The 24,262-nt window shown below is 72.0% G+C and carries 17 protein-coding genes and 1 riboswitch; of the genes, 12 read left to right on the top strand and 5 right to left on the bottom strand.

What is annotated here, in order from left to right; genetic code table 11:
* Positions 1 to 158: 158 nt before the first annotated feature.
* From ACWD0A_RS04725 to ACWD0A_RS04710, 4 genes are all read left to right on the top strand, one after another.
* On the top strand, positions 159 to 1,754 hold the full coding sequence (locus ACWD0A_RS04725; RefSeq protein ID WP_451294643.1) for a serine/threonine-protein kinase: 1,596 nt from the start codon (positions 159 to 161) through the stop codon (positions 1,752 to 1,754).
* Between the two features lie 186 nt (positions 1,755 to 1,940).
* A complete protein-coding gene (locus tag ACWD0A_RS04720; protein ID WP_451294642.1) occupies positions 1,941 to 3,557 on the top strand; it encodes a succinic semialdehyde dehydrogenase in 1,617 nt (538 codons plus the stop codon).
* A 50-nt stretch (positions 3,558 to 3,607) separates the two neighbouring features.
* Positions 3,608 to 5,419, top strand: coding sequence for a GMC oxidoreductase (locus tag ACWD0A_RS04715; protein ID WP_451294640.1), 1,812 nt, complete (start codon positions 3,608 to 3,610; stop codon positions 5,417 to 5,419).
* A gap of 318 nt (positions 5,420 to 5,737) precedes the next feature.
* Positions 5,738 to 7,441, top strand: coding sequence for a peptidase (locus ACWD0A_RS04710; protein WP_451294638.1), 1,704 nt, complete (start codon positions 5,738 to 5,740; stop codon positions 7,439 to 7,441).
* A 527-nt stretch (positions 7,442 to 7,968) separates the two neighbouring features.
* Here the strand turns inward: ACWD0A_RS04710 and ACWD0A_RS04705 are convergent.
* Entirely contained in the window at positions 7,969 to 8,253 is a 285-nt protein-coding gene (locus ACWD0A_RS04705; protein ID WP_451294636.1) for a chorismate mutase, read from the bottom strand.
* Between the two features lie 303 nt (positions 8,254 to 8,556).
* Here ACWD0A_RS04705 and guaA point away from each other — a divergent pair, with 303 nt between their 5' ends.
* The 4 genes from guaA (at position 8,557) to ACWD0A_RS04685 (ending at position 13,117) form a co-directional block, all read left to right on the top strand.
* Complete coding sequence (gene guaA / locus ACWD0A_RS04700) at positions 8,557 to 10,152, top strand: glutamine-hydrolyzing GMP synthase (protein ID WP_177148675.1); 1,596 nt, start codon at positions 8,557 to 8,559, stop codon at positions 10,150 to 10,152.
* 136 nt (positions 10,153 to 10,288) lie between these two features.
* Entirely contained in the window at positions 10,289 to 11,077 is a 789-nt protein-coding gene (locus ACWD0A_RS04695) for a class II aldolase/adducin family protein (RefSeq protein ID WP_451294634.1), read from the top strand.
* A gap of 134 nt (positions 11,078 to 11,211) precedes the next feature.
* On the top strand, positions 11,212 to 12,453 hold the full coding sequence (locus tag ACWD0A_RS04690; RefSeq protein WP_451294632.1) for a hypothetical protein: 1,242 nt from the start codon (positions 11,212 to 11,214) through the stop codon (positions 12,451 to 12,453).
* A 142-nt stretch (positions 12,454 to 12,595) separates the two neighbouring features.
* Positions 12,596 to 13,117 carry a DoxX family protein gene (locus tag ACWD0A_RS04685; RefSeq protein ID WP_451294630.1) on the top strand — a complete coding sequence of 174 codons (522 nt, stop codon included), beginning with the start codon at positions 12,596 to 12,598 and terminating at the stop codon, positions 13,115 to 13,117.
* Positions 13,118 to 13,285: 168 nt separating this feature from the next.
* Here the strand turns inward: ACWD0A_RS04685 and ACWD0A_RS04680 are convergent, their stop codons facing one another.
* A complete protein-coding gene (locus tag ACWD0A_RS04680; RefSeq protein WP_451294628.1) occupies positions 13,286 to 14,596 on the bottom strand; it encodes a PspC domain-containing protein in 1,311 nt (436 codons plus the stop codon).
* 151 nt (positions 14,597 to 14,747) lie between these two features.
* Here ACWD0A_RS04680 and ACWD0A_RS04675 point away from each other — a divergent pair, with 151 nt between their 5' ends.
* Together ACWD0A_RS04675 and ACWD0A_RS04670 are read left to right on the top strand one after the other, a co-directional pair.
* A complete protein-coding gene (locus ACWD0A_RS04675; protein ID WP_451294626.1) occupies positions 14,748 to 16,028 on the top strand; it encodes a PspC domain-containing protein in 1,281 nt (426 codons plus the stop codon).
* Positions 16,025 to 16,714, top strand: coding sequence for a LuxR C-terminal-related transcriptional regulator (locus ACWD0A_RS04670; protein ID WP_451294624.1), 690 nt, complete (start codon positions 16,025 to 16,027; stop codon positions 16,712 to 16,714). Before ACWD0A_RS04675 ends, ACWD0A_RS04670 begins: the two co-directional genes overlap by 4 nt.
* A gap of 51 nt (positions 16,715 to 16,765) precedes the next feature.
* On the opposite strand, the gene ACWD0A_RS04665 is transcribed toward ACWD0A_RS04670, so the two are convergent.
* Complete coding sequence (locus ACWD0A_RS04665) at positions 16,766 to 17,809, bottom strand: NlpC/P60 family protein (protein WP_451294622.1); 1,044 nt, start codon at positions 17,807 to 17,809, stop codon at positions 16,766 to 16,768.
* 329 nt (positions 17,810 to 18,138) lie between these two features.
* Here ACWD0A_RS04665 and ACWD0A_RS04660 point away from each other — a divergent pair, with 329 nt between their 5' ends.
* Positions 18,139 to 18,492 (top strand): hypothetical protein, encoded by a 354-nt coding sequence (locus tag ACWD0A_RS04660; RefSeq protein ID WP_451294620.1) that lies wholly within the window; start codon positions 18,139 to 18,141, stop codon positions 18,490 to 18,492.
* A gap of 65 nt (positions 18,493 to 18,557) precedes the next feature.
* Here ACWD0A_RS04660 and ACWD0A_RS04655 read toward each other — a convergent pair whose 3' ends face one another.
* Entirely contained in the window at positions 18,558 to 19,712 is a 1,155-nt protein-coding gene (locus tag ACWD0A_RS04655; protein ID WP_451294618.1) for an NlpC/P60 family protein, read from the bottom strand.
* A 2-nt stretch (positions 19,713 to 19,714) separates the two neighbouring features.
* Positions 19,715 to 19,878, bottom strand: a riboswitch (cyclic di-AMP (ydaO/yuaA leader).
* 240 nt (positions 19,879 to 20,118) lie between these two features.
* Here ACWD0A_RS04655 and pcrA point away from each other — a divergent pair.
* The gene (gene pcrA, locus ACWD0A_RS04650) at positions 20,119 to 22,554 is read left to right on the top strand and encodes a DNA helicase PcrA (RefSeq protein ID WP_451294616.1); all 2,436 of its coding nucleotides are present in this window, start codon (positions 20,119 to 20,121) and stop codon (positions 22,552 to 22,554) included.
* Positions 22,555 to 22,619: 65 nt separating this feature from the next.
* Here pcrA and ACWD0A_RS04645 read toward each other — a convergent pair whose 3' ends face one another.
* Positions 22,620 to 24,194 carry a M23 family metallopeptidase gene (locus ACWD0A_RS04645; RefSeq protein WP_451294614.1) on the bottom strand — a complete coding sequence of 525 codons (1,575 nt, stop codon included), beginning with the start codon at positions 24,192 to 24,194 and terminating at the stop codon, positions 22,620 to 22,622.
* Between the last annotated feature and the right edge of the window lie 68 nt (positions 24,195 to 24,262).

Genomic DNA, 24,262 nt, shown 5'->3' with positions numbered 1-24,262 from the left:
CCGGTTCCGCCCGAACCACCCCGAACCGGCCGCTGTGTCACAGAGAGTGACGCCTCGGCAGCTCACCACGCATCACAGTGCGGTCACTTGAGCGAACCTCGGTTCCACGCGCGTACCAACCCTCCGTAACCTGTCAATCCTAAGAACGGGGCGGGTACGTGGAACACACTCACAGCACAGGCACCGGTCTGCTGCTTGCCGGACGCTACCGGCTCGGCGAGACCATCGGGCGCGGCGGCATGGGAAAAGTCTGGCGCGCGCATGACGAGGTGTTGCACAGAGTAGTCGCCGTCAAGGAACTGACGGCGGGTCTGTACGTCTCCGAGGCCGACCGGATCGTGCTGCACGCCCGGACCCAGAAGGAGGCCCGCGCGGCGGCGCGCATCAGCCATCCCGGAGTCGTCACCGTCCATGACGTGCTGGAGCACGACGCCCGGCCCTGGATCGTCATGCAGTACGTCGACGGTCCGTCGCTCGCCGACGCCGCCAAGGAGCCCGGCCGCATCGACGAGCGGGAGGCCGCCCGGATCGGGCTGCACGTCCTGGGCGCGCTCGGCGCCGCGCATGCCGCCGGGGTGCTCCACCGGGACATCAAGCCCGCCAACGTGCTGCTGGGCCGTGACGGCCGGGCGATGATCACCGACTTCGGGATCGCGGCGATCGAGGGCGACTCGACGATCACCAGGACGGGCGAGATCGTCGGCTCGATCGACTACCTGGCTCCCGAGCGGGTCCGCGGCCACGACCCGGGCCCGGCGTCCGACCTGTGGTCGCTGGGCGCGACGCTGTACACGGCGCTGGAGGGGCAGTCGCCGTTCCGCCGCTCGTCGCCGCTGGCGACGATGCAGGCCGTGGTGGACGACGAGCCGCCCGCGCCCCTGCGGGCGGGACGCCTCGCACCCGTGATCGCGGCGCTGCTCCACAAGGACCCGGCGGCCCGCCCCTCGGTGGCCGAGACCGAGCGGATGCTGACGGAGGCCATGGAGGGCCGGGAGCCGGCCGTGCCGGCGCGGGTGCCGGCGCAGAGGGTGACCCAGCGGCTGCCGTGGGGCGGATACCCGGCCTCCGGCGCGGGCACGGGCGCGGCGGGTTCCGGCACGGTCCCGGCCACGGCGCCCGGCGAGGGCCCCGTCCGGCCGCGGCGTGGTCCGCGGCTGCGCACGCTCGCCGTCGTCGTGGTCCTCGCGGCGCTGATCGGCGGGGGAGCCGGCCTCGCCGCGATGAAGTACGCGGACCGGGGCGGTGCCCAGGACAGGGCCACGGACAGCGGGCCGACCGGGCAGGCCCGGGCGTCGGACGTTCCCGACGGCTGGGAGCGCGTCAAGGACCCGAAGGGATTCAGCCTCTGGGTGCCACACGGCTGGAAGCGCCAGGCCGACGGCGACCAGATCGACTACACGCCGGACAACGGCCGCCACCGCATCCGGATCAGCGTCGACCCCTCCCCGGACTTCGAGAACCCCTACATGCACATGCTCGACATGCAGCAGCGGCTGGAGAAGCGCCTCCCGGACTACCGCCGGGTGAAGCTGCGTCCCAACACCTTCCGCGACCAGACGCAGTCCGCGCTCTGGGAGTTCACCTGGACCGAGCGCACGGAGCACCCCGGGCCCCGGCGCGCCATCGACCAGATGTACTACGAGGACGACGGCACCGAGTACGCCCTCTACATGTCCGGCCCGGCGAAGGACTGGGCCGTGACGCGCGAGCAGTTCGACACGATGCTCAGGGGCTGGCGGCCGCACCCGAACTGACGTCCGGGCGGTCGTCCGCGGAGATCCGTACTACGGCTTCATCACGCTGCCGACCCCTGGCCAACCATGACAAGCCCCTGATCAGGGCTTATCCGCCAGTGATCGCTGGCGCAATCGTGGGGACCCGGTGAAAAGCTGTTACCGACGGGTACCCAAAGTGCCCGACCGCCGCATACTCTCGCCCCCATGACGGACTCGCAGGCCACCGCAACCGCCCTCGGCACCAACCCCATCGCCGCCTCGCCGGCCGGCGTGCGCACCGCAGCCGACGTGGTCACTCCCGAACTGGTCGCCCAGCTCACCAAGGGTGTGACGGGCTCCGGCCGCACGGCGAACCACGCCCCGTTCACCGGCGAGAAGCTGGCGGACCTGCCCGAGTCCACCCCCGACGACGTGGCCGCCGCCTTCGAGCGGGCCCGCGCCGCCCAGCGCGTGTGGGAGGCCACCCCGGTGCGGGCCCGTGCCGCCGTGCTGCTGCGCTTCCACGACCTGGTCCTCCAGCGCCAGGCCGAGGTGCTGGACCTGATCCAGCTGGAGACGGGCAAGGCCCGGCTCCACGCGCACGAGGAGGTGCAGGCCGTCGCCGTCGCGGCCCGCCACTACGGGCGCAAGGCCCCCGCGTACCTCAGGCCCAAGCACCACACGGGCGTCGTGCCCGTGCTGACGAAGACCACCGAACTGCGCCAGCCGCGCGGGGTCGTGGGCCAGATCGCGCCCTGGAACTACCCGCTGGAGCTGTCCGTCGGCGACGCCCTGCCCGCCTTCGTCTCCGGCAACGCGGTCGTCATGAAGCCCGACACCGAGACCGCGCTCACCGCGCTGTGGGCGCGCGACCTGCTGATCGAGGCGGGCCTGCCCGCCGAGGTGTTCCAGGTCGTCATCGGCGAGGGCCCGGTCGTCGGCCCCGAGGTCGTCAAGCACGCCGACTACGTCTCCTTCACCGGATCGACCCGCACCGGCCGCGAGGTCGCCCAAGCGGCGGCCGCCCGGCTGGTCGGCGTCTCCCTCGAACTCGGCGGCAAGAACGCCATGCTGGTGCTCCACGACGCCGATGTGGAGAAGGCCGCGGCCGGTGCCGTCCGCGCCTGCTTCTCGTCCGCGGGCCAGCTGTGCATCTCCATCGAGCGGCTGTACGTCCACGAGTCGATCGCCGACGAGTTCGTCGAGCGCTTCGCCGCGCGCACCAAGGCGATGCGGCTCGGCAACTCCCTCGCCTACGGCGCGGACATGGGCTCCCTCGTCGGCCCGCGCCAGCTGGAGACCGTCACCCGCCATGTCGAGGAGGCCGTCGCCAAGGGCGCGACCCTCGTCGCCGGCGGCGTCGCCCGCCCCGACATCGGCCCGTACTTCTACGAGCCCACCATCCTCGACGGCGTCGACGCGCCGATGGCCGTGTGCGGCGAGGAGACCTTCGGCCCGGTCGTGTCCGTCTACCGCTTCTCGGACGAGGACAAGGTCGTCGAGCTGGCCAACGCCACCACGTACGGGCTCAATTCGAGCGTGTGGACCAAGGACGGCAAGCGAGGCCACGCCGTCGCCGCGAAGCTGCGCACCGGCACCGTCAACATCAACGAGGGCTACGCCCCGGCCTACGGCAGCGTCCAGGCGCCCATGGGCGGCATGAAGGACTCCGGGCTCGGCCGGCGGCACGGCTCCGAGGGCATCCTCAAGTACACGGAGGCGCAGACCGTCGCCCAGCAGCGGCTGCTGCCGCTCGCCCCGTCGTTCGGCATGGACGACGAGAAGTACGCCGCGTTCATGAGCGTCAGCCTGAAGGCGATGAAGGCCCTGCGCCTGCGCTGACCGCCGGCCCCCCGCACCCGCACGCCCGCACATTTTTCCCGAGGAGAGCCATGTCCGAGGTACCCCCTGCCCGACATCAGGACGCGGCGGACGGCGTCGCGTACGACTACGACGTGATCGTCGTGGGCTCCGGCTTCGGCGGCTCGGTCTCCGCCCTCCGGCTGTCCGAGAAGGGATACCGGGTCGGTGTCCTCGAGGCGGGCCGCCGGTTCACCCGGGAGTCGCTGCCGAAGAACTCCTGGGACCTGCGCAACTACCTCTGGGCCCCCGCGCTCGGCCTGTTCGGCATCCAGCGCATCCACCTGCTCGGCAACGTGATGGTGCTCGCGGGGGCTGGCGTCGGCGGCGGCTCGCTCAACTACGCCAACACGCTCTACGTCCCGCCCGCGCCGTTCTTCAACGACCCGCAGTGGAAGGACATCACCGACTGGCAGGACGAGCTCGCGCCGTACTACGACCAGGCCCGCCGCATGCTCGGCGTACGGCTCAACCCGACGATGACACCCTCGGACGTCCACCTGAAGGCGACCGCCGACGCGATGGGCGTGGGCGACACCTTCCACATGGCTCCCGTCGGGGTGTTCTTCGGGGACGGCGAGGACGCCGACGGATCGGCGAAGGCCAGGCCCGGCCAGGAGGTCGCCGACCCGTACTTCGGCGGGCAGGGCCCCTCGCGCAGGGCGTGCACCGAGTGCGGCGAGTGCATGACGGGCTGCCGGCACGGGGCCAAGAACACCCTCAACGAGAACTACCTCTACCTCGCCGAGAAGGCGGGCGCGGTCGTCCACCCGATGACGTCCGTCGTCGCCGTCACCGAGGACCCGTGCGGCGGTTTCGCGGTCGGGACGCTGCCGAGCGACAACAAGCGCAAGGGGCAGGGCCGTACGTTCCGGGCCCGCCGGGTCGTCATCGCCGCCGGCACGTACGGCACGCAGACCCTGCTGCACCGGATGAAGGACAGCGGGCTGCTCCCGCGGCTGTCCGCGCGCCTCGGCGAACTGACCCGGACCAACTCCGAGGCACTCGTCGGCGCCCAGACCGACAACCGCCGCTACCGCAAGCGCCACGGCGCCGACCGGGTCGACTTCACGCGTGGTGTGGCGATCACGTCCTCGATCCACCCGGACGAGAACACCCACATCGAGCCGGTCCGCTACGGCCGCGGCTCGAACGCCATGGGCGGCATGACGATCCTCCAGGTGCCCTACCGGGTCAAGGGCCGGGTCGCCGGCTGGCTCGGCAACATGGCCAGGCACCCGTTGCTCGCCGTTCGCGCGCTGTCCAACCGGCGCTGGTCGGAGCGGACGATCATCGGCCTGGTCATGCAGTCGCTGGACAACTCGCTGACCACCTACCGCAAGCCGAGCGGCATCGGAAAGGGACTGCTCACCGCCCGCCAGGGCCACGGCGCCCCGAACCCGAACCAGATCCCCGAGGCCACGCGCGCCGCGTCCCTGCTCGCGGAGGAGATCAACGGCTTCGCGGGGTCCAACATCGGTGAGCTCATGGGCACCCCGCTCACCGCCCACTTCCTCGGCGGCTGCCCGATCGGCGCCTCGGCCGAGGAGGGCGTGATCGACCCGTACCACCGGCTGTACGGGCACCCGGGCATCTCGGTCGTCGACGGCTCCGCCGTCTCCGCGAACCTGGGCGTCAACCCGTCGCTGACGATCACGGCGCAGGCGGAGCGCGCGATGTCGTTCTGGCCCAACAACGGGGACGAGGACACCCGTCCTGCCCAGGGCGCCGCCTACGAGCGGCTGTCCCCGGTGGCGCCGAAGTCCCCGGCAGTCCCGGCCGAGGCGTTCGGCGCGCTGAAGCTGCCGTTCCTGGGCATCCCGGCGGTCCCGCCCAAGAAGTAGCCCGCGCGCCCGGGGCCGCCCCCCGCACGACGAAGGCCGCTGCACCCCCCTCCGAGTGCAGCGGCCTCCTGGCTCTTCGCGGTCGCCGCGCGCCGGAGCGCACAAGAGGCCGTTGTTACGCATGCATGACCTGTGACCAGTGGGGATGGTTGTCCTCGCGTCACAGAAATCCTCCTGTGAGGTGGATCACATCCGAGGCCGTGGCCAAGCCGTGATCTTGTCCCGCGCAACCGTTCACCGCTCCTCCTGGTCACATGACTGCCGCGTCGCTCACCCGGCACGCGGTCCATGGATCCCACCCGACCCAGAGGTTCGTAGATGAGACGCGTCAACTCGTCGGCCCTCGCGCGCGGTTCCGCGGCCGGCCTCGCCGCCGCGGGAATGATCGCCGCTGCCGGGCTCTTCGCCGCTCCCGCCCACGCGGCCGACCCCGTCTTCACGCTCGGCGGCCCCGCGGAGATCGGCCTGCGCCCCCACCCCGGGAGCGGTGCGCCGCAGAAGGCGACGCTGGACGTCACGGTCGACAACCCGCGGGACGAGGACTTCACCGACGAGTACACCGTCGCCTTCGACTTCAGCGGGATCGCGGGCGTGGCGGACGTCCGGTTCGACGGTGATGCCACGAGCGCCGACTGCGAGATCACCGGAGCGACGGCGGTGTGCACCGACCACAGCATCTGGGGCTCCGCGCTCAACAGCGTGGCCCGCCTGGAGCTCACCGCCGCCGAGGGAAGCGTCCTCGGCGCCGGTGGCGACATCAAGGTCACCGGGAAGTCCGGGACCGCGACGTTCACCCCGTACACGGCCAAGGTGACGGTCGGCGGACCCGACCTCGTCATGCGGCCCCTCGGTCTCCAGCAGGACGTCCTGCCCGGCGAGGCGCAGCCCGCGCGGATCTCCTTCGCGAACACGGGCACCGCCGCCGCCGAAGGCGTGCTCCTCACGCTGAAGTACACGCACGGCATCGAGATCCCCGAGCGGTACTCCAACTGCGAGTACACCAAGGGCACGGGCGCGTCGGCCGAGGATGTGCTCTCCACGGCGATCTGTTCGTTCGACGGCTCGTACGAGCCGGGCACCGTCTACGAGCTGGCAGAACCCCTCACCGTCAAGGCCGCGCAGCACGCCTTCCACGAGGACTTCGTCTACCGCGTCGGCGAGAACACGCGGAAGGAACGGGACGCCCAGCACGCCGGGGCCTCCTTCACCCGGGGCAGCGGCGGGAAGCTCGCCCTGAAGAGGGTGCTCTCCGCCCGCTCCGCGGACCTCGACCCGCGGGACAACCAGCGGGAGCAGTCCATCCGCGCGAAGAACACCGCCGACTTCGTGGCCTACGGCGCGTCCGTCGCCGAGGCCGCCGCCGGGGAGACCGTGCGGACGACCGTCGGTTTCCGCAACGAGGGCCTGGCCTGGATCGGCTACATCCGCTCCGGCGAGGACATCGGCGTCGTGGACTTCACGGTTCCCGAGGGGGCCGCGGTGACCGGGAAGCCCGACACCTGCACCGGTGTGACGGCCTCCGGCGGCGACCGCGAGCAGCAGCTCGGCGCGCCCCGCTACCTCTGCGCCGTCCCCTCCGTGGTGATGGAGGACGAGGACTTCGCGCTGCCCTTCGAGATGAAGATCGAGAAGGTGGTCCACCGGGCGAAGGGCAAGGTGACCGTCCGGAACCGGTCCGCGTCCCACCCGGCGCTCCCCTTCGACCCCGACATGGACGACAACACCGCGGCGGTCGTCCTGAACAGCGGGGACGCCGGCTCCGACAGCGGCGGCACGGGTGACCCGGCCACGAGCGGCGGCACCGGTGGTTCCACCGGCGGCGGTGGCGACGACGACGAGTCGACGGGCGGCACCGCCGGCGGCTCCACGACGTCCGGGACCTCGGCAGGCGGCGCCACCGCCCAGGGCGGTCTCGCCGCCACCGGCTCCTCGGCCCTGCTTGCCGCGGGCGGCGCGGCCGCAGCGCTCGCCGCGGGTGCGGTGGCGATCATGGCGGCCCGCCGCCGGCGTACGGACGCCTGATCGGCCTCCCCGGAGGGAGCCGACAGGTGAAGGGCCCCGCGGACACCGGTCCGCGGGGCCCTTCCGTTCGGCACCGGCGTCAGGGCTGCGCGGTGCCGTGGCGCGGCGCCGGGGGGCTGCGCCGCGTGGGGGGAGGCCGCCGCCCCGGCGCTTTCGGGGCGCCTGGGGTTCGGCCTGTCACAGTGCGGTTGCACAGAGGGGGACGTGCTCGTACTCGTGTCTGCGGGACGGGCTGCGGCCTGCGCAGCCGTCGGACCGGATGCGGTCGGCGCCGGGCGTCCCCGGAGCCGACCGCCCTTGGGGTGACCGGGCTGCTGTCCCCTGCCGACCGGTCACGCGCGCTGGGGCGAGGTCCCACGACGCACCTCGGGTGCGTCACACGCTCCAGCGGAGCCACGCGTGGTTTCCTTCGAGGCCCGCCCCTGGCTGGCACGGACATCGGGACCAACGAAGACCGGCCGGGTGCGTCACGCGCCGTACGGGTGAGGATGCGCCCGAACGCAGGTGCGCAGGCGTAGGCCCACGGCTCAGATGCGGCCCCGGCACAGCTCCAGCATCGTCATCGCGAGCGAGGTGCCGGGCTTGCCGAGCGCGTCCCTGTAGTGGCCGAGGACCTCCATCTCGCGCGCCAAGTTCACCCGGCGGCCGCCGGAGGCGATCCGGGCGTCCTGGATCACCGCCGAGACGGCCATGCGTTCCTGGATCAGGCCGATGATGCGGTCGTCGAGCGCGTCGATGCGCTCGCGGGCGCACGCGATCACGTGCGCGGCGTCGTCGGTGCGGGCGCCGGTCTTGTCGAGTACCTCGGTCACGGGGGCTCTCCTTGTGTGGGGGCCCCGGATCGGCCCGGCCCGGAGAAAGCCGAAGCGCCCCGGGCCTTGTCGGCCCGGGGCGCCTGGGAAGTCGCTGTCTGAAGCTAAGCAGCACGACCATGGCAGCCGGACGGGCCGGTGCCATAGGTAAAGACGAAGGTCAGCTGCGTGTGCATGCGGTCAGTATGGCCCCCGCCCCCGCCCCGGGCCAAAGCCCGGTTCGGATGGTGAGACGAAGGTATGCCCGCCCGTCCCGGTAGAATCGACAAATACCGACCCTCTCCCACCGCCGGAAGGCCGCCAGTGTCATCAGCGTCCCCCGCTGCCGCGCCCGCATCCAACCCGGACGTCGTCCTGGTTGTCGATTTCGGCGCCCAGTACGCCCAGCTCATCGCCCGCCGCGTCCGTGAGGCACGGGTCTACAGCGAGATCGTCCCGTCCACGATGCCCGTGGCGGAGATGCTGGCGAAGAACCCGAAGGCGATCATCCTCTCCGGCGGCCCGTCGTCGGTGTACGCGGAGGGCGCCCCGCGCCTGGACCGCGAGATCTTCGAGGCCGGCGTCCCCGTCTTCGGCATGTGCTACGGCTTCCAGCTGATGGCCACGACCCTCGGCGGCACCGTCGACAACACCGGTGCGCGTGAGTACGGCCGTACGCCGCTGCACGTCACCAAGCCCGGCTCCACCCTCTTCGAGGGCACGCCCGACGAGCAGCCGGTATGGATGTCGCACGGCGACGCCTGCTCCGCCGCGCCGGAGGGCTTCACCGTCACCGCGTCCACCGACGTGGTCCCGGTCGCCGCCTTCGAGAACGACGAGAAGAAGCTCTACGGCGTGCAGCACCACCCCGAGGTGATGCACTCCACCTACGGCCAGCAGGTCCTGGAGCACTTCCTCTACCGCGGCGCCGGCATCGAGCCGAGCTGGACCACGGGCAACGTCATCGAGGAGCAGATCGCGGCGATCCGCGAGCAGGTCGGCACCAGGCGCGCCATCTGCGGTCTGTCCGGCGGCGTGGACTCGGCGGTCGCCGCGGCCCTCGTCCAGAAGGCCATCGGCTCCCAGCTGACCTGCGTCTACGTCGACCACGGCCTGATGCGCAAGGGCGAGACCGAGCAGGTCGAGAAGGACTTCGTGGCCGCGACCGGCGTCCAGCTGAAGGTCGTCGACGCGGAGAAGCGGTTCCTCGACGCGCTCGCGGGCGTCTCCGACCCCGAGGAGAAGCGCAAGATCATCGGCCGGGAGTTCATCCGGGTCTTCGAGCAGGCGCAGGCCGAGATCGTGGCGGAGGCCGCGGGCGGCGAGGACGTCGCCTTCCTCGTGCAGGGCACGCTCTACCCGGACGTCGTCGAGTCCGGCGGCGGCACCGGCACCGCCAACATCAAGTCGCACCACAACGTGGGCGGTCTGCCCGAGGACCTCGAGTTCGAGCTCATCGAGCCGCTGCGCAAGCTGTTCAAGGACGAGGTCCGCATGGTCGGCCAGGAGCTCGGCCTGCCGGAGGAGATCGTCCAGCGCCAGCCGTTCCCCGGCCCCGGTCTCGGCATCCGCATCGTCGGCGAGGTCACCAAGGAGCGCCTGGACCTGCTGCGCGAGGCGGACGCCATCGCCCGTGAGGAGCTCACCGCGGCGGGCCTCGACCGCGACATCTGGCAGTGCCCGGTCGTGCTGCTCGCCGACGTCCGCAGCGTCGGCGTCCAGGGCGACGGCCGCACCTACGGCCACCCGATCGTCCTGCGCCCCGTCTCGTCCGAGGACGCCATGACGGCCGACTGGACGCGCATGCCGTACGAGGTGCTCGCGAAGATCTCCACCCGGATCACCAACGAGGTCGCCGACGTCAACCGCGTGGTGCTCGACGTGACGAGCAAGCCGCCGGGCACCATCGAGTGGGAGTGAGTCTCCCCGCCGCCGTACGCGACGCCGTCGCCCGCCTCGTGCGGGTGGCGGCGTCGCCGTCTGCGGGGGCGAACCAAGCCCCTGAGGTGCGGGGCCGCTCTGGTCAGTCGACCTCCGCGGCGTTACCTTCCGGGCCATGACGTACACGCCGGAGCCCTTGCCCGTGGAGCAGTTGCGGTTCGCGATGCCGCCCGTCCACGAGTCCGTCGTCGAGGAACGCGCATACCGCAAGGAGCGGCTCGCCGGGGCGCTGCGGCTGTTCGGGCGTTTCGGGTACGAGGACGGGGTGTCGGGACACATCACCGCACGGGACCCGGAGTTCACCGACTGCTTCTGGGTGAACCCCTTCGGCGTCCCCTTCGCCCATGTCTCCGCCGGCGACCTGGTCCTCGCCGACCGGTGGGGCCGGGCCGTCGTGGGGCGGCACCGCGTCAACCAGGCCGCCTTCACCGTGCACGCCCAGGTGCACCTGGCCCGCCCCGACGTCGTCGCGGTCGCCCACACCCACACGGTGCACGGGCGGGCGCTGGCCGCGCTGGGCCGACCGGTCGAGCCCCTCACCCAGGAGGCGTGCGCCTTCTACGAGGACCACGCGGTGGTCGACGCGTACACAGGGGTGGGCGTGGACGAGGACGAGGGGCGGCGGATCGCGGAGGCGCTCGGGCCGCGCAAGGCGCTCGTACTGCGCAACCACGGGCTGCTGACCGTCGGCGACTCGGTCGACGCCGCCGCCTGGTGGTTCATCTCGATGGAGCGCTGCGCACAGGTGCAGCTGGCGGCGCGGGCCGCGGGCAAGGCCGTGCCCATCGGACACCGGGAGGCGCTGGCCACCCGCGAACAGCTGGGCGGCGACCTGGTGGCCTGGATCAGCTTCCAGCCGCTGTGGCAGCAGATCAGCCGCGCCGAACCGGACCTCCTCCAGTAGCCGAGGTCAACCCCGCTCCGCCGGTTTCACCCTTCCTGGCCTCCACCATCGGGGTGGCGGCGGTTTGCGTACGGCACAATTCCCATGCATCACAAGGCGGTTGGCCTGGAAATGCGGAGAGGTGGCGTTCGGCCGTGGCGGTGCAAGAAGCGGGACAGTGCGACACGTGCGCGCACGGGGCGCGCGAAGGTCATCGGCGCGCGGTGGCCGAATTCCTCGCCAAACGAGACGAGTTCGCGGCGGGTGGAGGGCTTCCCGCGGGCGTCGCGCATTCACCCGGTGCGTCGCGGCAGTGGGTGTCCGACGAGCTGACGCAGTCGGCCCGCACCGTCGCAGGCCTCGACCGGGCCGTGGCCGCGTCCCGGCTGCGCAAGGTGCGGCTGCGCACCCTGGCCGGGGTGTGGGGGTGCTTCACGGCGCTCGTCGCCGCCCAGACGGCGACCGCGATCGGCACGGGCTGGACCCCGACGCGCACGGCAGGGCTGCTCGCCGCGCTCGTCGTCGCCGGCGCCCTCACCGGCGCGGCGCGGACGCACGGGGCCCGAGGCGGCCTCCTCGCCGTGCTGACCGGTGAGGACAACCGCCTGTCGACTTCCCGTACGGTCGCCGCCGTCTGGCTGCTCGTCGTCTGCGGCACCCTGCTGCATCTCGCCTTCCTGCTGGCCGGCGCCTCGTCGGGCGTCCGGCGCGACAGGCTCGCCGAGGGGCTGGGTCTCGCCGCCGGAGGCGGGCTGCTGTGCGTCTTCGCCGTCGTGTGCGCGATCGCCGTCGGGGTGCGCAGGACCGTGGCCGTACGGGTCGCCGCGCTGCGGCTGCAGAAGGTGCGCGCCGACCACCCGCGCGCCTTTGACCTGTTCTGCGACGACTCCGGGCGGGCCGCCTTCGCCGACGGGCAGTACGTGCTGGTCAATGCTGCCGCCGTCGTTCTCGCCCTGACCGCGCTGGCCCGCGCCCCCGAGCGGCTGCCCCACATCCCGTGGGGGCTCGTGCTGCTGGTGGCGTTGTCGGCCGGGACGTATTTCGCCGGCAAGCACGCGGAGGGCGGCCGGCCCGTCGTGATGTCGGTGGTACGGGCCCGGGAGGCCGGTGACCTGGACGGGCCCATCCGTACAGGTGACGACATCGAGATCCGGGGCACGGGCTTCGTGCCGCCGGGCGCGGAACGGCCGGACCTGCTGGCGAAGCTCGTCGTCCGCTTCGGCGCGGTCCATGTGCACGTGCCGCTCATCCCCGTGGCGGGCGGCTTCGCCAATCCGGCCGACACCCTGCTCACGGTGCCCGTACCCGTGGAGGTCGAGCCGGGCCAGGTCGACGTGCAGGTGGTGACGGCCGCCGGAGTGGCGAGCAACCGCTGCCTCATCGCGATCACCGACTGACCCCGAAGCGCCCGCGCCGGGGCCGGCCGGAGTCGGCCGACATGTCACCCACCTGTCACAGCGTGTGCCGCATGCCTGGTGAGCGGCAGGGCCTCGCCGTACGTATGGTCGTCTGAGGGCCCAAGCGAAGGCGGGACGAGCGATGACATACACCTACCAGACGACACCCATCTACGGGACGGACAGCGACGGGCCGCGCGGCTGGAGAGAGCAGGCCACCCGGTACGCGCTGCTGCCGCTGCGGCTGTTCCTCGGCGTGACCTTCGTCTACGCCGGCATCGACAAACTCACCGACAGCCGGTTCCTGGCGGCGAGCGGCACCGGCTCCATCGGCGAGGTGATGACCTCGGTGCGCGACGGCTCCGCCGTCCCCTGGCTCGTCGACCTGGCGCTGAAGAACCCGGAGGCCTTCGGCCACGCCATCGCCATCGGCGAAATCGCCGTCGGCCTCGCCACCCTGGTCGGGCTGCTCGCCCGGCTGGCCGCCTTCGGCGGCGCGCTCATCTCGCTGAGCCTGTGGCTGACCGTGAGCTGGCAGACCGATCCGTACTACTACGGCAACGACCTCGCCTACCTCATGGCCTGGCTGCCGCTGGTGCTCGCCGGCGCCTCGGTGTTCTCCCTCGACGCCGTGCTGCGGGCCCGGCGGCGCCGGACCATGTAGTGCAGGGCGGCGACGGTCCCCGCCAGGGCCAGACCGCCGAACACGACCGGGAAGGCGACGAACCAGGGGGTGTGCCAGGCGCCCGCCGCATCGCCCCCGTACAGCAGGGCGGCGGTCAGGACGGACAGTCCGGCGACCAGCCTGCCCGGACGGAAATCGTGCCGGAACTCACGACGCGGCACGGGTCACCTCCACCTGTCCGATGCCCAGTTCCAGATCGAGGACGAGCGTCCCGCCCGGTCGCGCTCCCGGCGGGGCGGGAAGCGTCTTGCGCCGGTCCTGGCCCGGGCCGACGTCCACATCGTCCGGCGCGTCGTCGGGCAGCCTGATGTCGCCGACCCCCACCTCGGCCTCCAGCCGCACGGCGGCGTCCCTCGGCACGACGACCTTCAGGTGACCCAGCCCCATCTCCGCCCGCGTCGACACCGTCTGTCCGGCGGGCAGTTCGAGGGCGGAGAGGTCAAGGGTGCCCTGCCCCGAGCCCATCTCGTAGCTCGGCCGGACGGCGGTCGCCGACGCCGGCGCCCACGTCCTCTCGCCGAACTTCGTGCTGATGTCCTTCGGCAGGGCCGCGGCGCCCGCCAGCAGAGCCGCCGTCACCATCGTCAGCAGGACCGTGCCGAAACCGGTGCGGCCCAGCAGCGCGCTCACCAGGAGGCCGAGGCCGAACACGGCCAGAGCGGCGACGAGCCCGATCTGCAGGGCCGTGCCCAGCGGCCGGCTCTCCCAGCTCAGGCCCGTGCCCAGACCGCCCGCGACCAGTGCCAGCAGGAATACGCTCCCGCCGATCCCGCGCGGGCCGCGCGGCTGCGGTGCCACCACGGCGTCGGCCGGGCGCGCGCCGGCGCGCGGGGGAGCGACGGCGCTCTCGGCGAGCGCCGACTCGGGGCCCCACAGATATCCGGTGGGCACCGGCCCGGTCGTACCGTCCTTGACGATCGGGTCGCGCCACCAGGACGGGCTGTCCGGGACGGGAGGGGCTTTCGTCTCGGGCGGTGCCTCGGCGACGGCGTGCGCCGCGGCCGTGGCCGTGTGCTCGCCGCCGGGCGGGGTGTGCGTACGCCGCTGGGACCACACGGCCGCCCCGGTCACCGCCAGCGAGAGCATCGTGACGAAGCCGAGCATGTTTCCGTTGCCCAGCATCGTCAGGAGGAGTCCGCAGCCGAGCAGGGCGAGCAGCACGGCGCTCAGCGAGGCGCCGTCGACGCGGCCCGACAGCATCCTTCGGAACTCGTTCTCTTCCTCGTCGTCGGCCGGGATCAGCAGCCAGGCGAAGCCGTAGAAGATCAGACCGGTGCCGCCGGTCACCGACAGCACGCCGATCACGATCCGGAAGATCACCGGGTCTATGTCGCAGTGCCTGCCCAGCCCGGCGCAGACACCGGCCACGACCTTGTGGCGCGGGGCGCGGCGCAGCCGCGCCGGAGGCGACGGCGGCTCCTGCGGTGGCTGGGGCGGCGCGGCGGTCGGCTGGGTCATGACTCCATGGTGACGGGCCCGGCGCCGGGGCGGCAGCCGCCCCGACCCTGGCCGTCCCCTGATATTGCCCCTGAGGGACGGGGACTTCTCAGGGTCGGATTAAGGGACGGCCCTGATGACCGGCCCGGCCGGGCCGTGTGACGATCAGGTCATGTCCGTCACCGCCCGTCCGACCGAGACCGAAGAGCCTGCCGTCCGCAAGCTGTACCGCAGCGCCGACGGACGCATGCTCGGCGGTGTGGCGCGCGGCCTCGCCGGACACCTCGGCCTGCCGGTCGTCTGGGTGCGCCTCCTCTTTCTCGCCCTGTTCATGGCCGACGGCCTCGGCGCCCTGCTGTACGCGGTCTTCTGGATTGTCGTCCCGCTCGGCGTCGGCGGCCGGGCAGCCGAGCCGCGCTCCGTCTTCGAGACCACGCCCGACGGCCGGCGCCGGCTGCGCAAGCCCGACAAGGGGCAGCTGTTCGCCCTGGTCGCACTGCTCGTCGGCGCGGCGGTCTTCGTCGGCAATGTCGACACCAACGGCACCGCCAACCGCTACGTGTGGCCGACGCTGCTCATCGGCGCCGGTGTGGTGCTGGTGTGGCGGCAGGCGGACAACGCGCGCAGGGCCCGCTGGGCCACTCTCGCCACGGACAGCCGGCGCCGCCGCCTGGTGCAACTGGCGCGCGCCCTCGCCGGGGTGGCGCTCGTGGGCATGGGCCTGACCGTGTTCATGGTGGTGCGCGGCTCGGCGGCCCAGCTGGGCAACGTGCTGACGGCCGCCATCGCCGTCATCGCCGGGGTCGCCCTGCTCGCGGGGCCCTGGCTGGTGCGGATGACCCAGGACCTCTCCGAGGAGCGGACCATGCGCATCCGCGCCCAGGAGCGGGCCGAGGTCGCCGCCCACGTCCACGACTCCGTCCTGCACACCCTCACCCTGATCCAGCGGAACGCGGACGACCCCGGCGAGGTGCGCAGGCTCGCCCGCGCCCAGGAGCGCGAGCTGCGGAACTGGCTCTACCGCCCTGAGGGCACCGGCAAGGACGAGGACGAGGAGCCCGACACCCTCGCCGAGGCGGTCAAGAGGACCGCCGCCGAGGTCGAGGACAAGCACGGCGTGCCCCTGGAGGTCGTGGTCGTCGGGGACTGCCCGCTCGACGAGAAGCTGGCCGCACAGATGCAGGCCGCGCGCGAGGCGATGGTCAACGCCGCCAAGTACGGTGGCGCGGGAGGGGCGGTCCAGGTCTACGCGGAGGTCGAGGGGCGCGCCGTCTTCGTCTCCGTGCGGGACCGGGGGCCGGGGTTCGACCTGGATGCCGTTCCCGGCGACAGAATGGGCGTAAGAGAATCGATCATCGGCCGGATGCAGCGCAACGGCGGCACGGCACGGCTGCGCACGGTGCCCGGCGGGGGCACCGAGGTGGAGCTCGAGATGGAGAGGGCTGACGGATGACCGAGTCTGCGGAAGAGAGCGCCGAGCGGCGCGTGCGGGTCGTGCTCGTCGACGACCACCGGATGTTCCGCGCCGGTGTGCAGGCCGAGATCGGGGAGACCGAGCGCACCGGGGTCGAGGTCGTCGGTGAGGCCGCCGACGTCGACCAGGCGGTCACCGTGATCATGGCGACCCGGCCGGAGGTCGTCCTGCTGGACGTGCACCTGCCCGGTGGCGGAGGCGTGGAGGTGCTGCGCCGCTGTGCGCCGCTGATGGCATCGGCGGAGCACCCGGTGCGCTTCCTGGCGCTGTCGGTGTCGGACGCCGCAGAGGACGTCATCGGCGTGATCCGCGGCGGGGCCCGGGGCTATGTCACCAAGACGATCACCGGCGCGGACCTGGTCGACTCGATCTTCCGGGTGCAGGACGGTGACGCGGTGTTCTCGCCGCGGCTCGCCGGCTTCGTGCTGGACGCGTTCGCCTCGACCGACGCGCCGCCGGTCGACGAGGACCTGGACCGGCTCACCCAGCGGGAGCGCGAGGTGCTGCGGCTGATCGCGCGCGGGTACGCGTACAAGGAGATCGCCAAGCAGCTGTTCATCTCGGTGAAGACGGTCGAGTCGCATGTGTCGGCGGTGCTGCGGAAGTTGCAGCTGTCCAACCGCCACGAACTCACGCGGTGGGCGACGGCCCGGCGCCTGGTCTGACGCCGGGCGCGACGCGCGCGGCCATCCCGGACGGCTCCGGTCCGCCGGACGCTACGAGACCCGCGTCGCCCCGGCGAAGGGCATCTGGTCGATCGGTGCGACGCGAACGGGCGCACCGGGCCGCGGCGCGTGGATCATCTGGCCGCCGCCGATGTACAGGCCGACGTGCGAGATGCCGGAGTAGAAGAACACCAGGTCCCCGGGGGCGAGTTGGGCGCGGGAGACGCGCTGCCCGGCGTTGATCTGGGTGTACGTGGTGCGGGGCAGCGAGACTCCGGCCGAGCGCCAGGCGGCCTGGGTGAGCCCGGAACAGTCGTACGCGGAGGGCCCGGTCGCCCCCCACACGTACGGCTTGCCGAGTGTGCCGTAGGCGTAGGCGACGGCCTGTGCGGCCCGGCCGTTCGGCGCCTTGAGCCCGCCGCGGGGTGTGGTGGAGCGGCCGGCGCGGGCAGGGTCGGCCGGTCCGGCGTCGTACGCGGTGCGCTGCTCGGCGGTCAGCCGGGCCAGCAGTCGTTCGGCGGCGGCCAGTTTGTCCTTCACGACGGCTTTGTGTCGTGCCAGTTCGCGGCGGTGCCGCTCCAGTTCGGCCGTCCGCTCGCCAGCCTGGGCCCTGAGCCGGCCGAGGTCCACGAGCCGGCGGTGCACACCGGCCACGGCGGCCGCGTGCCGCTCGCCGACCCGCTCGGCGAGCGAGGCGCGCGCCAGGTACTCGTCGGGGTCCGAGGTCAGCGCGAGCTGCAGGCCGGGATCGATGCCGCCGGAACGGTACTGCGCGGTGGCGACGGAACCGAGTGCGTTGCGGGAGGCGTTGAGCCGCTCCGTGCGGCGGGCGGCCTCGTCGCGAAGCTCGTCGAGCGCTCCGCGGGCCTGCGCCGTCCGCTCCTTGGCTCCGTTGTACTTCTCGGTCGCCTCCCCGGCCTCCTGGTACAGCCGGTCGACGCGGGCCTTGAGCTGGGCGGGAGTGAGACGGGGCTCGGCGTGCGCCGAGCCGTCGAGCGCGGTCGTGGTCGCCGCGCCTGCGAGCGCGAGGGTGGCTGCGGTGCGGGCGGCCGGCCCGGTGAGCGGATGCTGCCTCGGCTTCCGGTGCGCTGCCACGGGGCGTACACGTCCTTCCTGCGTACCTGCGGTCCGGCGGCGTACCGCACAGGGGAGCGGTACGCCGCCGGATCTTTCGGCGGGGGCGGCCGAGCCGTCCGGCTGCACGACGGCGGTGGGGAGCCGGCCACCTGGGCGCTGACGCTAAACCGGGCGGTCCCGGGGCGGAGGGGTGACGACGGGAAGTGCCCGAACCTGGACGGCGATGTCCGCTTTCTGTGCGCCGGGCGCCGGTGCCCGGCCGCATTGCGGCGCAGGGCCGACCGAACGCCGCGATCGGGCTCCCCCGGCCGCCGGACGGTGGTATGGCGCCGATTAGGCTCCGCCCCATGGACGTACTCATCAATGTCTTCGTCGCGCTGCACATCATCGGCATCGCCTCCCTGCTGGGCGGCTTCCTGACTCAGATGAAGGCGATGGGCGCGGGCACGGCCCGCTTCAACCCGGCGATGCTGCACGGTGCGCTGACGATGCTGATCACCGGCGTCGCGCTGGTGGGCCTCAACCAGGCCGACGACCAGACGGTGAACAACCTGAAGATCGCCATCAAGCTGGCGGTGCTGGTGGTGATCCTCGGCCTGGTCTACGTCAAGCGGGACGAGGAACGGGTCGACAAGGCACTCTTCGGCGCCGTCGGCGGTCTGACGGTCGCGAACGTCTTCATCGCGACGCTCTGGACCTGACCGACCCCCGGCACACGCGTGCCCGGACGGCGGGACCGTCCGGGCACGCGGGGTGAGCGACCGGGTCAGACCGGGCGGACGCTGCCGTAGATCGGCATGTAGTAGATGGACTCCTCGCGGACGTTCTCGCCCGGCTTCGGCGCGTGGATCATCTTGCCGTCGCCGATGTAGATGCCGACGTGGCTGATGTCGTCGTAGAAGAAGACGAGATCGCCGGGGAGCAGGTCCGCCGTCGCCACGCGCTGCCCCACCTCCACCTGGTCCCAGGTGGTGCGCGGCAGATCGACGCCCGCCGCCTTCCAGGCCGCCTGGGTGAGCCCCGAGCAGTCGTACGAGGACGGGCCCGTCGCCCCCCACACGTACGGCTTGCCGATCTGGGCGCGGGCGAAGGCGAGGACCTCGTCGGCCCTGGTCGCGTACGAGTCGTCGCCGGTCCCGGTGCCCGTCTCCGGGGGCGGCTGGTCGCCCTCCTGGCGCTGCCGCTCCGCCTCGGCCTCGGCGCGGGCTCTGGCCTCCGCCTCGGCCTTCGCCTTCGCCTCCGCCCTGCGCCGGGCCTCCGCCTCCTTCTCGCGCTCGATCGCCGCCAGCCGGGCCTTCTCCTCGGCGGTCAGCTCGGACAGCAGAGTGCGCGCCTCGGCCAGCTTCGTCTGGACCTTCTCCTTGCTGGTGCGCAGGGCCTGCTGGGAGTCGGTCAGCGACTCCAGCCGCTTCGTCGCCTCCGCCCGCTGCTTCGCCGCGGCCGCGCGCTGGGTCTCGTAGTCGCTGACGGCGGTCCGCTGCTGGTCGGTCATCCGGTCCATCAGCTGCGTCTGGTCGAAGTACGCCTGGGGGCTGTCCGCGAACAGCAGCGCCGCGGTCGGGGTGACCGCGCCGGTGCGGTACTGCGCCGCGGCATAGGCGCCGAGGGCGCGACGCGACTCGTTGAGCTTCTCCGCGCGCGTGGCCGCCTCCTCGAACAGGGTGTCGACCTCGCGGCGCTTCTCGGCGGTGGCCTCCTTCGCCTTGTTGTACTCCTGGGTGGCGCTGCCCGCCTGCCGGTAGAGGTCGTCGACCTTCTTCTGCACCTCTTCGACGGAGGGCTTGGGGTCGCTGGGCGCGGCGGTGGCGCTCTGTGTCGACAGGAGGGCGGCGCCGGCGAGGGCGGCCGTCGTGAACCCGACGGCGTGGGAGGGCTTCGTGCTGCGGCTGCGGATCCTGCGATGCGACGCCAAGGCCGGCATCTCCTTCTTCCGTGGACCGCCTACCGGGTTAGCTGTCGGGTTCGGGCAGAACGGAAGATGCCCTACGGACCGTGGACAGGCGGTCCGATTCACCCCGGTTGTGCATAGTTCGGGTCCCCGGTTCCGAACTGCCTCCCGGGCAGCCCGAATTCGGCGGAGTCGACCCGTTCGGCGCGGTTCGCCGGGAGGGGTGCGGGCCGTCTGGTCGAGCACGCTAGCCAACTCGTGTGCGGGCTGTGAAGGTTGATGTTCGATATGTCCGATACATTTTCGTGACCTTTTTCGGTGCCGGCCGCATATCCGGCACCGGCGTGGCGCGCCGGGCAGGGACGGTCACGGAATGTGACCTACCCCGTATGGGCATGCGGGCCCGGTTGTCGGTCCGGCCGCCTAGACTCGATAAGCGATGAGCAGCCTCTTTGACGACAGCTTCCTGGCGGACCTCCAGCCCCACGGCGAGGAGCCCCCTCCGCCCCCCGAGGAGTCGGCTCCGGAACCGATCCCGGACGACCTCTTCCAGGGCGCCTACGACGTGCCGCCGGCCCGCGACGGGTACTACCGCGACGGCGCGCCCCGGCCTGCCGTCGACGCGGCCGCCCTGCTCGAGGGGCTGAACGAGCAGCAGCGCGCCGCCGTCGTCCACACCGGCTCCCCGCTGCTCATCGTCGCAGGGGCCGGTTCCGGCAAGACGCGCGTGCTCACCCACCGCATCGCCCACCTTCTGGCCACCCGGCACGTGCACCCCGGCCAGATACTGGCGATCACCTTCACCAACAAGGCCGCCGGCGAGATGAAGGAGCGCGTCGAGCACCTGGTCGGCCCGCGTGCCCATGCCATGTGGGTCATGACCTTCCACAGCGCCTGCGTCCGCATCCTGCGCCGCGAGTCGAAGAAGCTGGGCTTCACCTCGTCGTTCTCGATCTACGACGCCGCCGACTCCAAGCGCCTGATGTCGCTGGTCTGCCGCGACCTGGAGCTGGACCCGAAGAAGTTCCCGCCGAAGTCCTTCAGCGCCAAGATCTCCAATCTGAAGAACGAGCTGATCGACGAGGAGACCTTCGCCGACCAGGCGCAGGACGGCTTCGAGAAGACGCTCGCCGAGGCCTACCGGATGTACCAGGCCCGGCTGCGCGAGGCCAACGCGCTGGACTTCGACGACATCATCATGACCACCGTCCACCTGCTCCAGGCGTTCCCCGACGTCGCCGAGCACTACCGGCGCCGCTTCCGGCACGTCCTCGTCGACGAGTACCAGGACACCAACCACGCCCAGTACACGCTCGTGCGCGAGCTGGTGGGCGAGGGGTACGAGGACCTGGAGCCCGCCGAACTGTGCGTCGTCGGTGACGCCGACCAGTCGATCTACGCGTTCCGCGGCGCGACCATCCGCAACATCCTCCAGTTCGAGGAGGACTACCCGGACGCGACGACGATCCTCCTGGAGCAGAACTACCGCTCCACCCAGACGATCCTGTCCGCCGCCAACGCGGTCATCGAGCGCAACGAGTCCCGCCGCCCGAAGAACCTGTGGACGAACGCGGGCGCGGGCGCCCGGATCACCGGCTATGTCGCGGACACCGAGCACGACGAGGCCCAGTTCGTCGCCGACGAGATCGACCGGCTCACCGACGCGGGCGAGGCGAAGGCCGGCGACGTCGCCGTCTTCTACCGGACGAACGCCCAGTCCCGTGTCTTCGAGGAGATCTTCATCCGCGTCGGCCTGCCCTACAAGGTCGTCGGCGGTGTGCGCTTCTACGAGCGCAAGGAGGTCAGGGACGTCCTCGCCTACCTGCGCGTCCTCGCCAACCCCGAGGACAACGTCCCGCTGCGCCGCATCCTCAACGTGCCCAAGCGCGGCATCGGCGAGCGCGCCGAGGCGATGATCGACGCCCTCGCGCTCCGGGAGAAGATCACCTTCCCGCAGGCGCTCCGCCGCGTCGACGAGGCGTACGGCATGGCGGCCCGCTCCGCGAACGCCGTCAAGCGGTTCAACGTGCTGATGGAGGAGCTGCGCACCATCGCCGAGTCCGGCGCCGGACCGGCCACCGTGCTCGAAGCCGTCCTGGAGCGCACGGGGTATCTCGCCGAACTGCAGGCGTCCACCGACCCGCAGGACGAGACGCGCATCGAGAACCTTCAGGAACTGGCCGCCGTGGCGCTGGAGTTCGAGCAGGACCGCGGTGAGGAAGAGGGTGCGGGCACGCTCGCCGAGTTCCTGGAGCAGGTCGCGCTCGTCGCCGACTCCGACCAGATCCCCGACGAGGACGAGGAGGGTACGGGTGTCATCACGCTGATGACCCTGCACACCGCCAAGGGCCTCGAGTTCCCCGTGGTCTTCCTGACCGGCATGGAGGACGGCGTCTTCCCGCACATGCGGGCGCTGGGCCAGACCAAGGAGCTGGAGGAGGAGCGGCGCCTGGCGTACGTCGGCATCACCCGCGCCCGCGAGCGCCTGTACCTGACGCGCTCCTCGATGCGCAGCGCCTGGGGCCAGCCCTCGTACAACCCGCCGTCGCGCTTCCTGGAGGAGATCCCTGGCGCGCATGTGGAGTGGAAGCGCACCGGCCCCATGGCCGCGCCGGCCGGACCGACGTCGGGCATCACGTCGTCGCTGTCGTCGTCGCGTGCACGCGGCGGCGCGTCCGGTTTCGCCACGCGGCGCACCAACGACAAGCCGGTGATCGCGCTGCGCGTGGGCGACCGGGTCACGCACGACCAGTTCGGTCTGGGGACCGTGGTCGCGGTCTCGGGGTCGGGTTCGGACGCGCAGGCGACGATCGACTTCGGGGACGAGAAGCCGAAGCGGCTGCTGCTGCGGTACGCGCCCGTCGAGAAGCTCTGACAGCCGGAACGAGGCGGGGGCCGCGGCCCCCGCCTCGTTCATGCTCGCTGTGGCCTGCCCGCCGCTTACGTCGGGTCGAGGCCGTGGCCGCGCAGCCACGGCAGCGGGTCGATGGCCGAACCGCCGCCGGGGCGCACCTCGAAGTGCAGGTGCGGGCCGGTGGAGTTGCCCGAGTTGCCCGAGTAGGCGATGACGTCGCCCGCCTTGACCGAACCGCTGCGGATCTTGGTGGTGCTGAGGTGGCAGTACCACGTCTCCGTGCCGTCGGCCGCCGTCACGATCGCCATGTTGCCGTAGGCGCTGTTCCACTGGGTGCGCACGGTGCCGTCCGTGGCGGCCAGCACCTCGGTGCCGTACTGGACGGGGAAGTCGATTCCGGTGTGCAGGGACATCCAGTTGACGCCGGACTGGCCGTAATAGGCGCTGAGTCCGTCCCGCCTGACGGGAAGCACGAACTTGGGTCGCAGCGCCTCGCGCCGTGCCGCCTCCGCCTCGCGTTTCTTCCGCTCCGCCTCCTGGCGGGCCTTGAGGTCGAGGCGCTCCTGGGTGCGGGAGGCGCGGTCCCCGAAGTCGCGGGCGTCCTCGCTGAGCGCGGCGAGCTGCGTGTCCATCTTGCTGTTGGCGGCGACGTGCTTGACCGAGGTCGGGTCGGCGGCCGCCAGATTGGGCGCGTCGTCCTTCTGCTCGCCGCCGAGGTTGCCGACGGAGGCCGCGGCGATACCGGCGACGCCCATCACGCAGGCGGAGGGCACGGCGACGGTGAGGAGCGCGGAGCGCTTGGCGGGCGTACGGCGCCGGCCGCGGCTGCCGCCGGAGCGGCGGACCGGACGGGGGGCGACGGGAGCGGCCGGGACGGAGGTCATGGTCTGCGTCAGCGCGTCGTGCGGGGACTCGCCACTGTTCTCCGAGTCGTCGCCGTAATCGGCGTCGTGGCCGTGACCGGCTTCGTACCCGGTCGCGTAGCCCTCCTCCGCCACGGCGTCGCCGGTGTCCGGGCCCTCGGGGTGCGCGGCGCCCGTGAAGTCCTGGTCAAGGACGTCCTGGGCGGGAATGTCCGGCGTCTGGAAGTCCTGGAATTCCGGTGCGTACTCGGCGTTCTGGAAGTCCGACCTCTGGAAGTCCTGACCGGAATGTTCCGCGCCGGGCAGATCGGTGGTCTGGTAGTCGGCGTAGCCGGTGTCGTACTCGGCCGCCGGGGCGAACTCGTGCTCCGGCGTGAACTGTTGCGGTACGAGACCTTCCGGCGTGGTCGCCGCGCCGGAGTTCCAGGCGGTCGCGTCGTAGGCGCCCGTCTCGAAGGACGAGGAGGACCACTGGCCGGTCGCGTCGTACGCGAACGTCGCGGCGGCGGTCTCGTACTGGCCCGTCTGGCCGGCCTGGTTCCAGGCGCTCGCGTCCCACTGGCCCGTGGTGTCGTACTGCGCGTACTGCTGGTCGTACTGCGGCTGTTGGGCCTGCTGTGCGGACGCGTACGCGTCGTAGCCGGTCGTCTCCTGCGCCCCCGTGTCCCACTGGGACGCGTCGTACTGGCCGCTGTGCCCGGACTCGTAACTGCCCGGCATGGCGCCGAAGAGCGGATCGGAGTCGAAGCTGCCGGTGGCATAACCGGTGTACCCGGCGTGGGCGTGCTGGTCGTTCACCAACTTCTCTCTCGCCTCGGCAGCAGGACCTGCATCCGGGACCGCCGGATTGCAGGGGTCCCAGGGGG

It is taken from the genome of Streptomyces sp. NPDC002867 (assembly GCF_053591895.1).
This window is presented reverse-complemented; position numbering and strand designations above follow the sequence as displayed.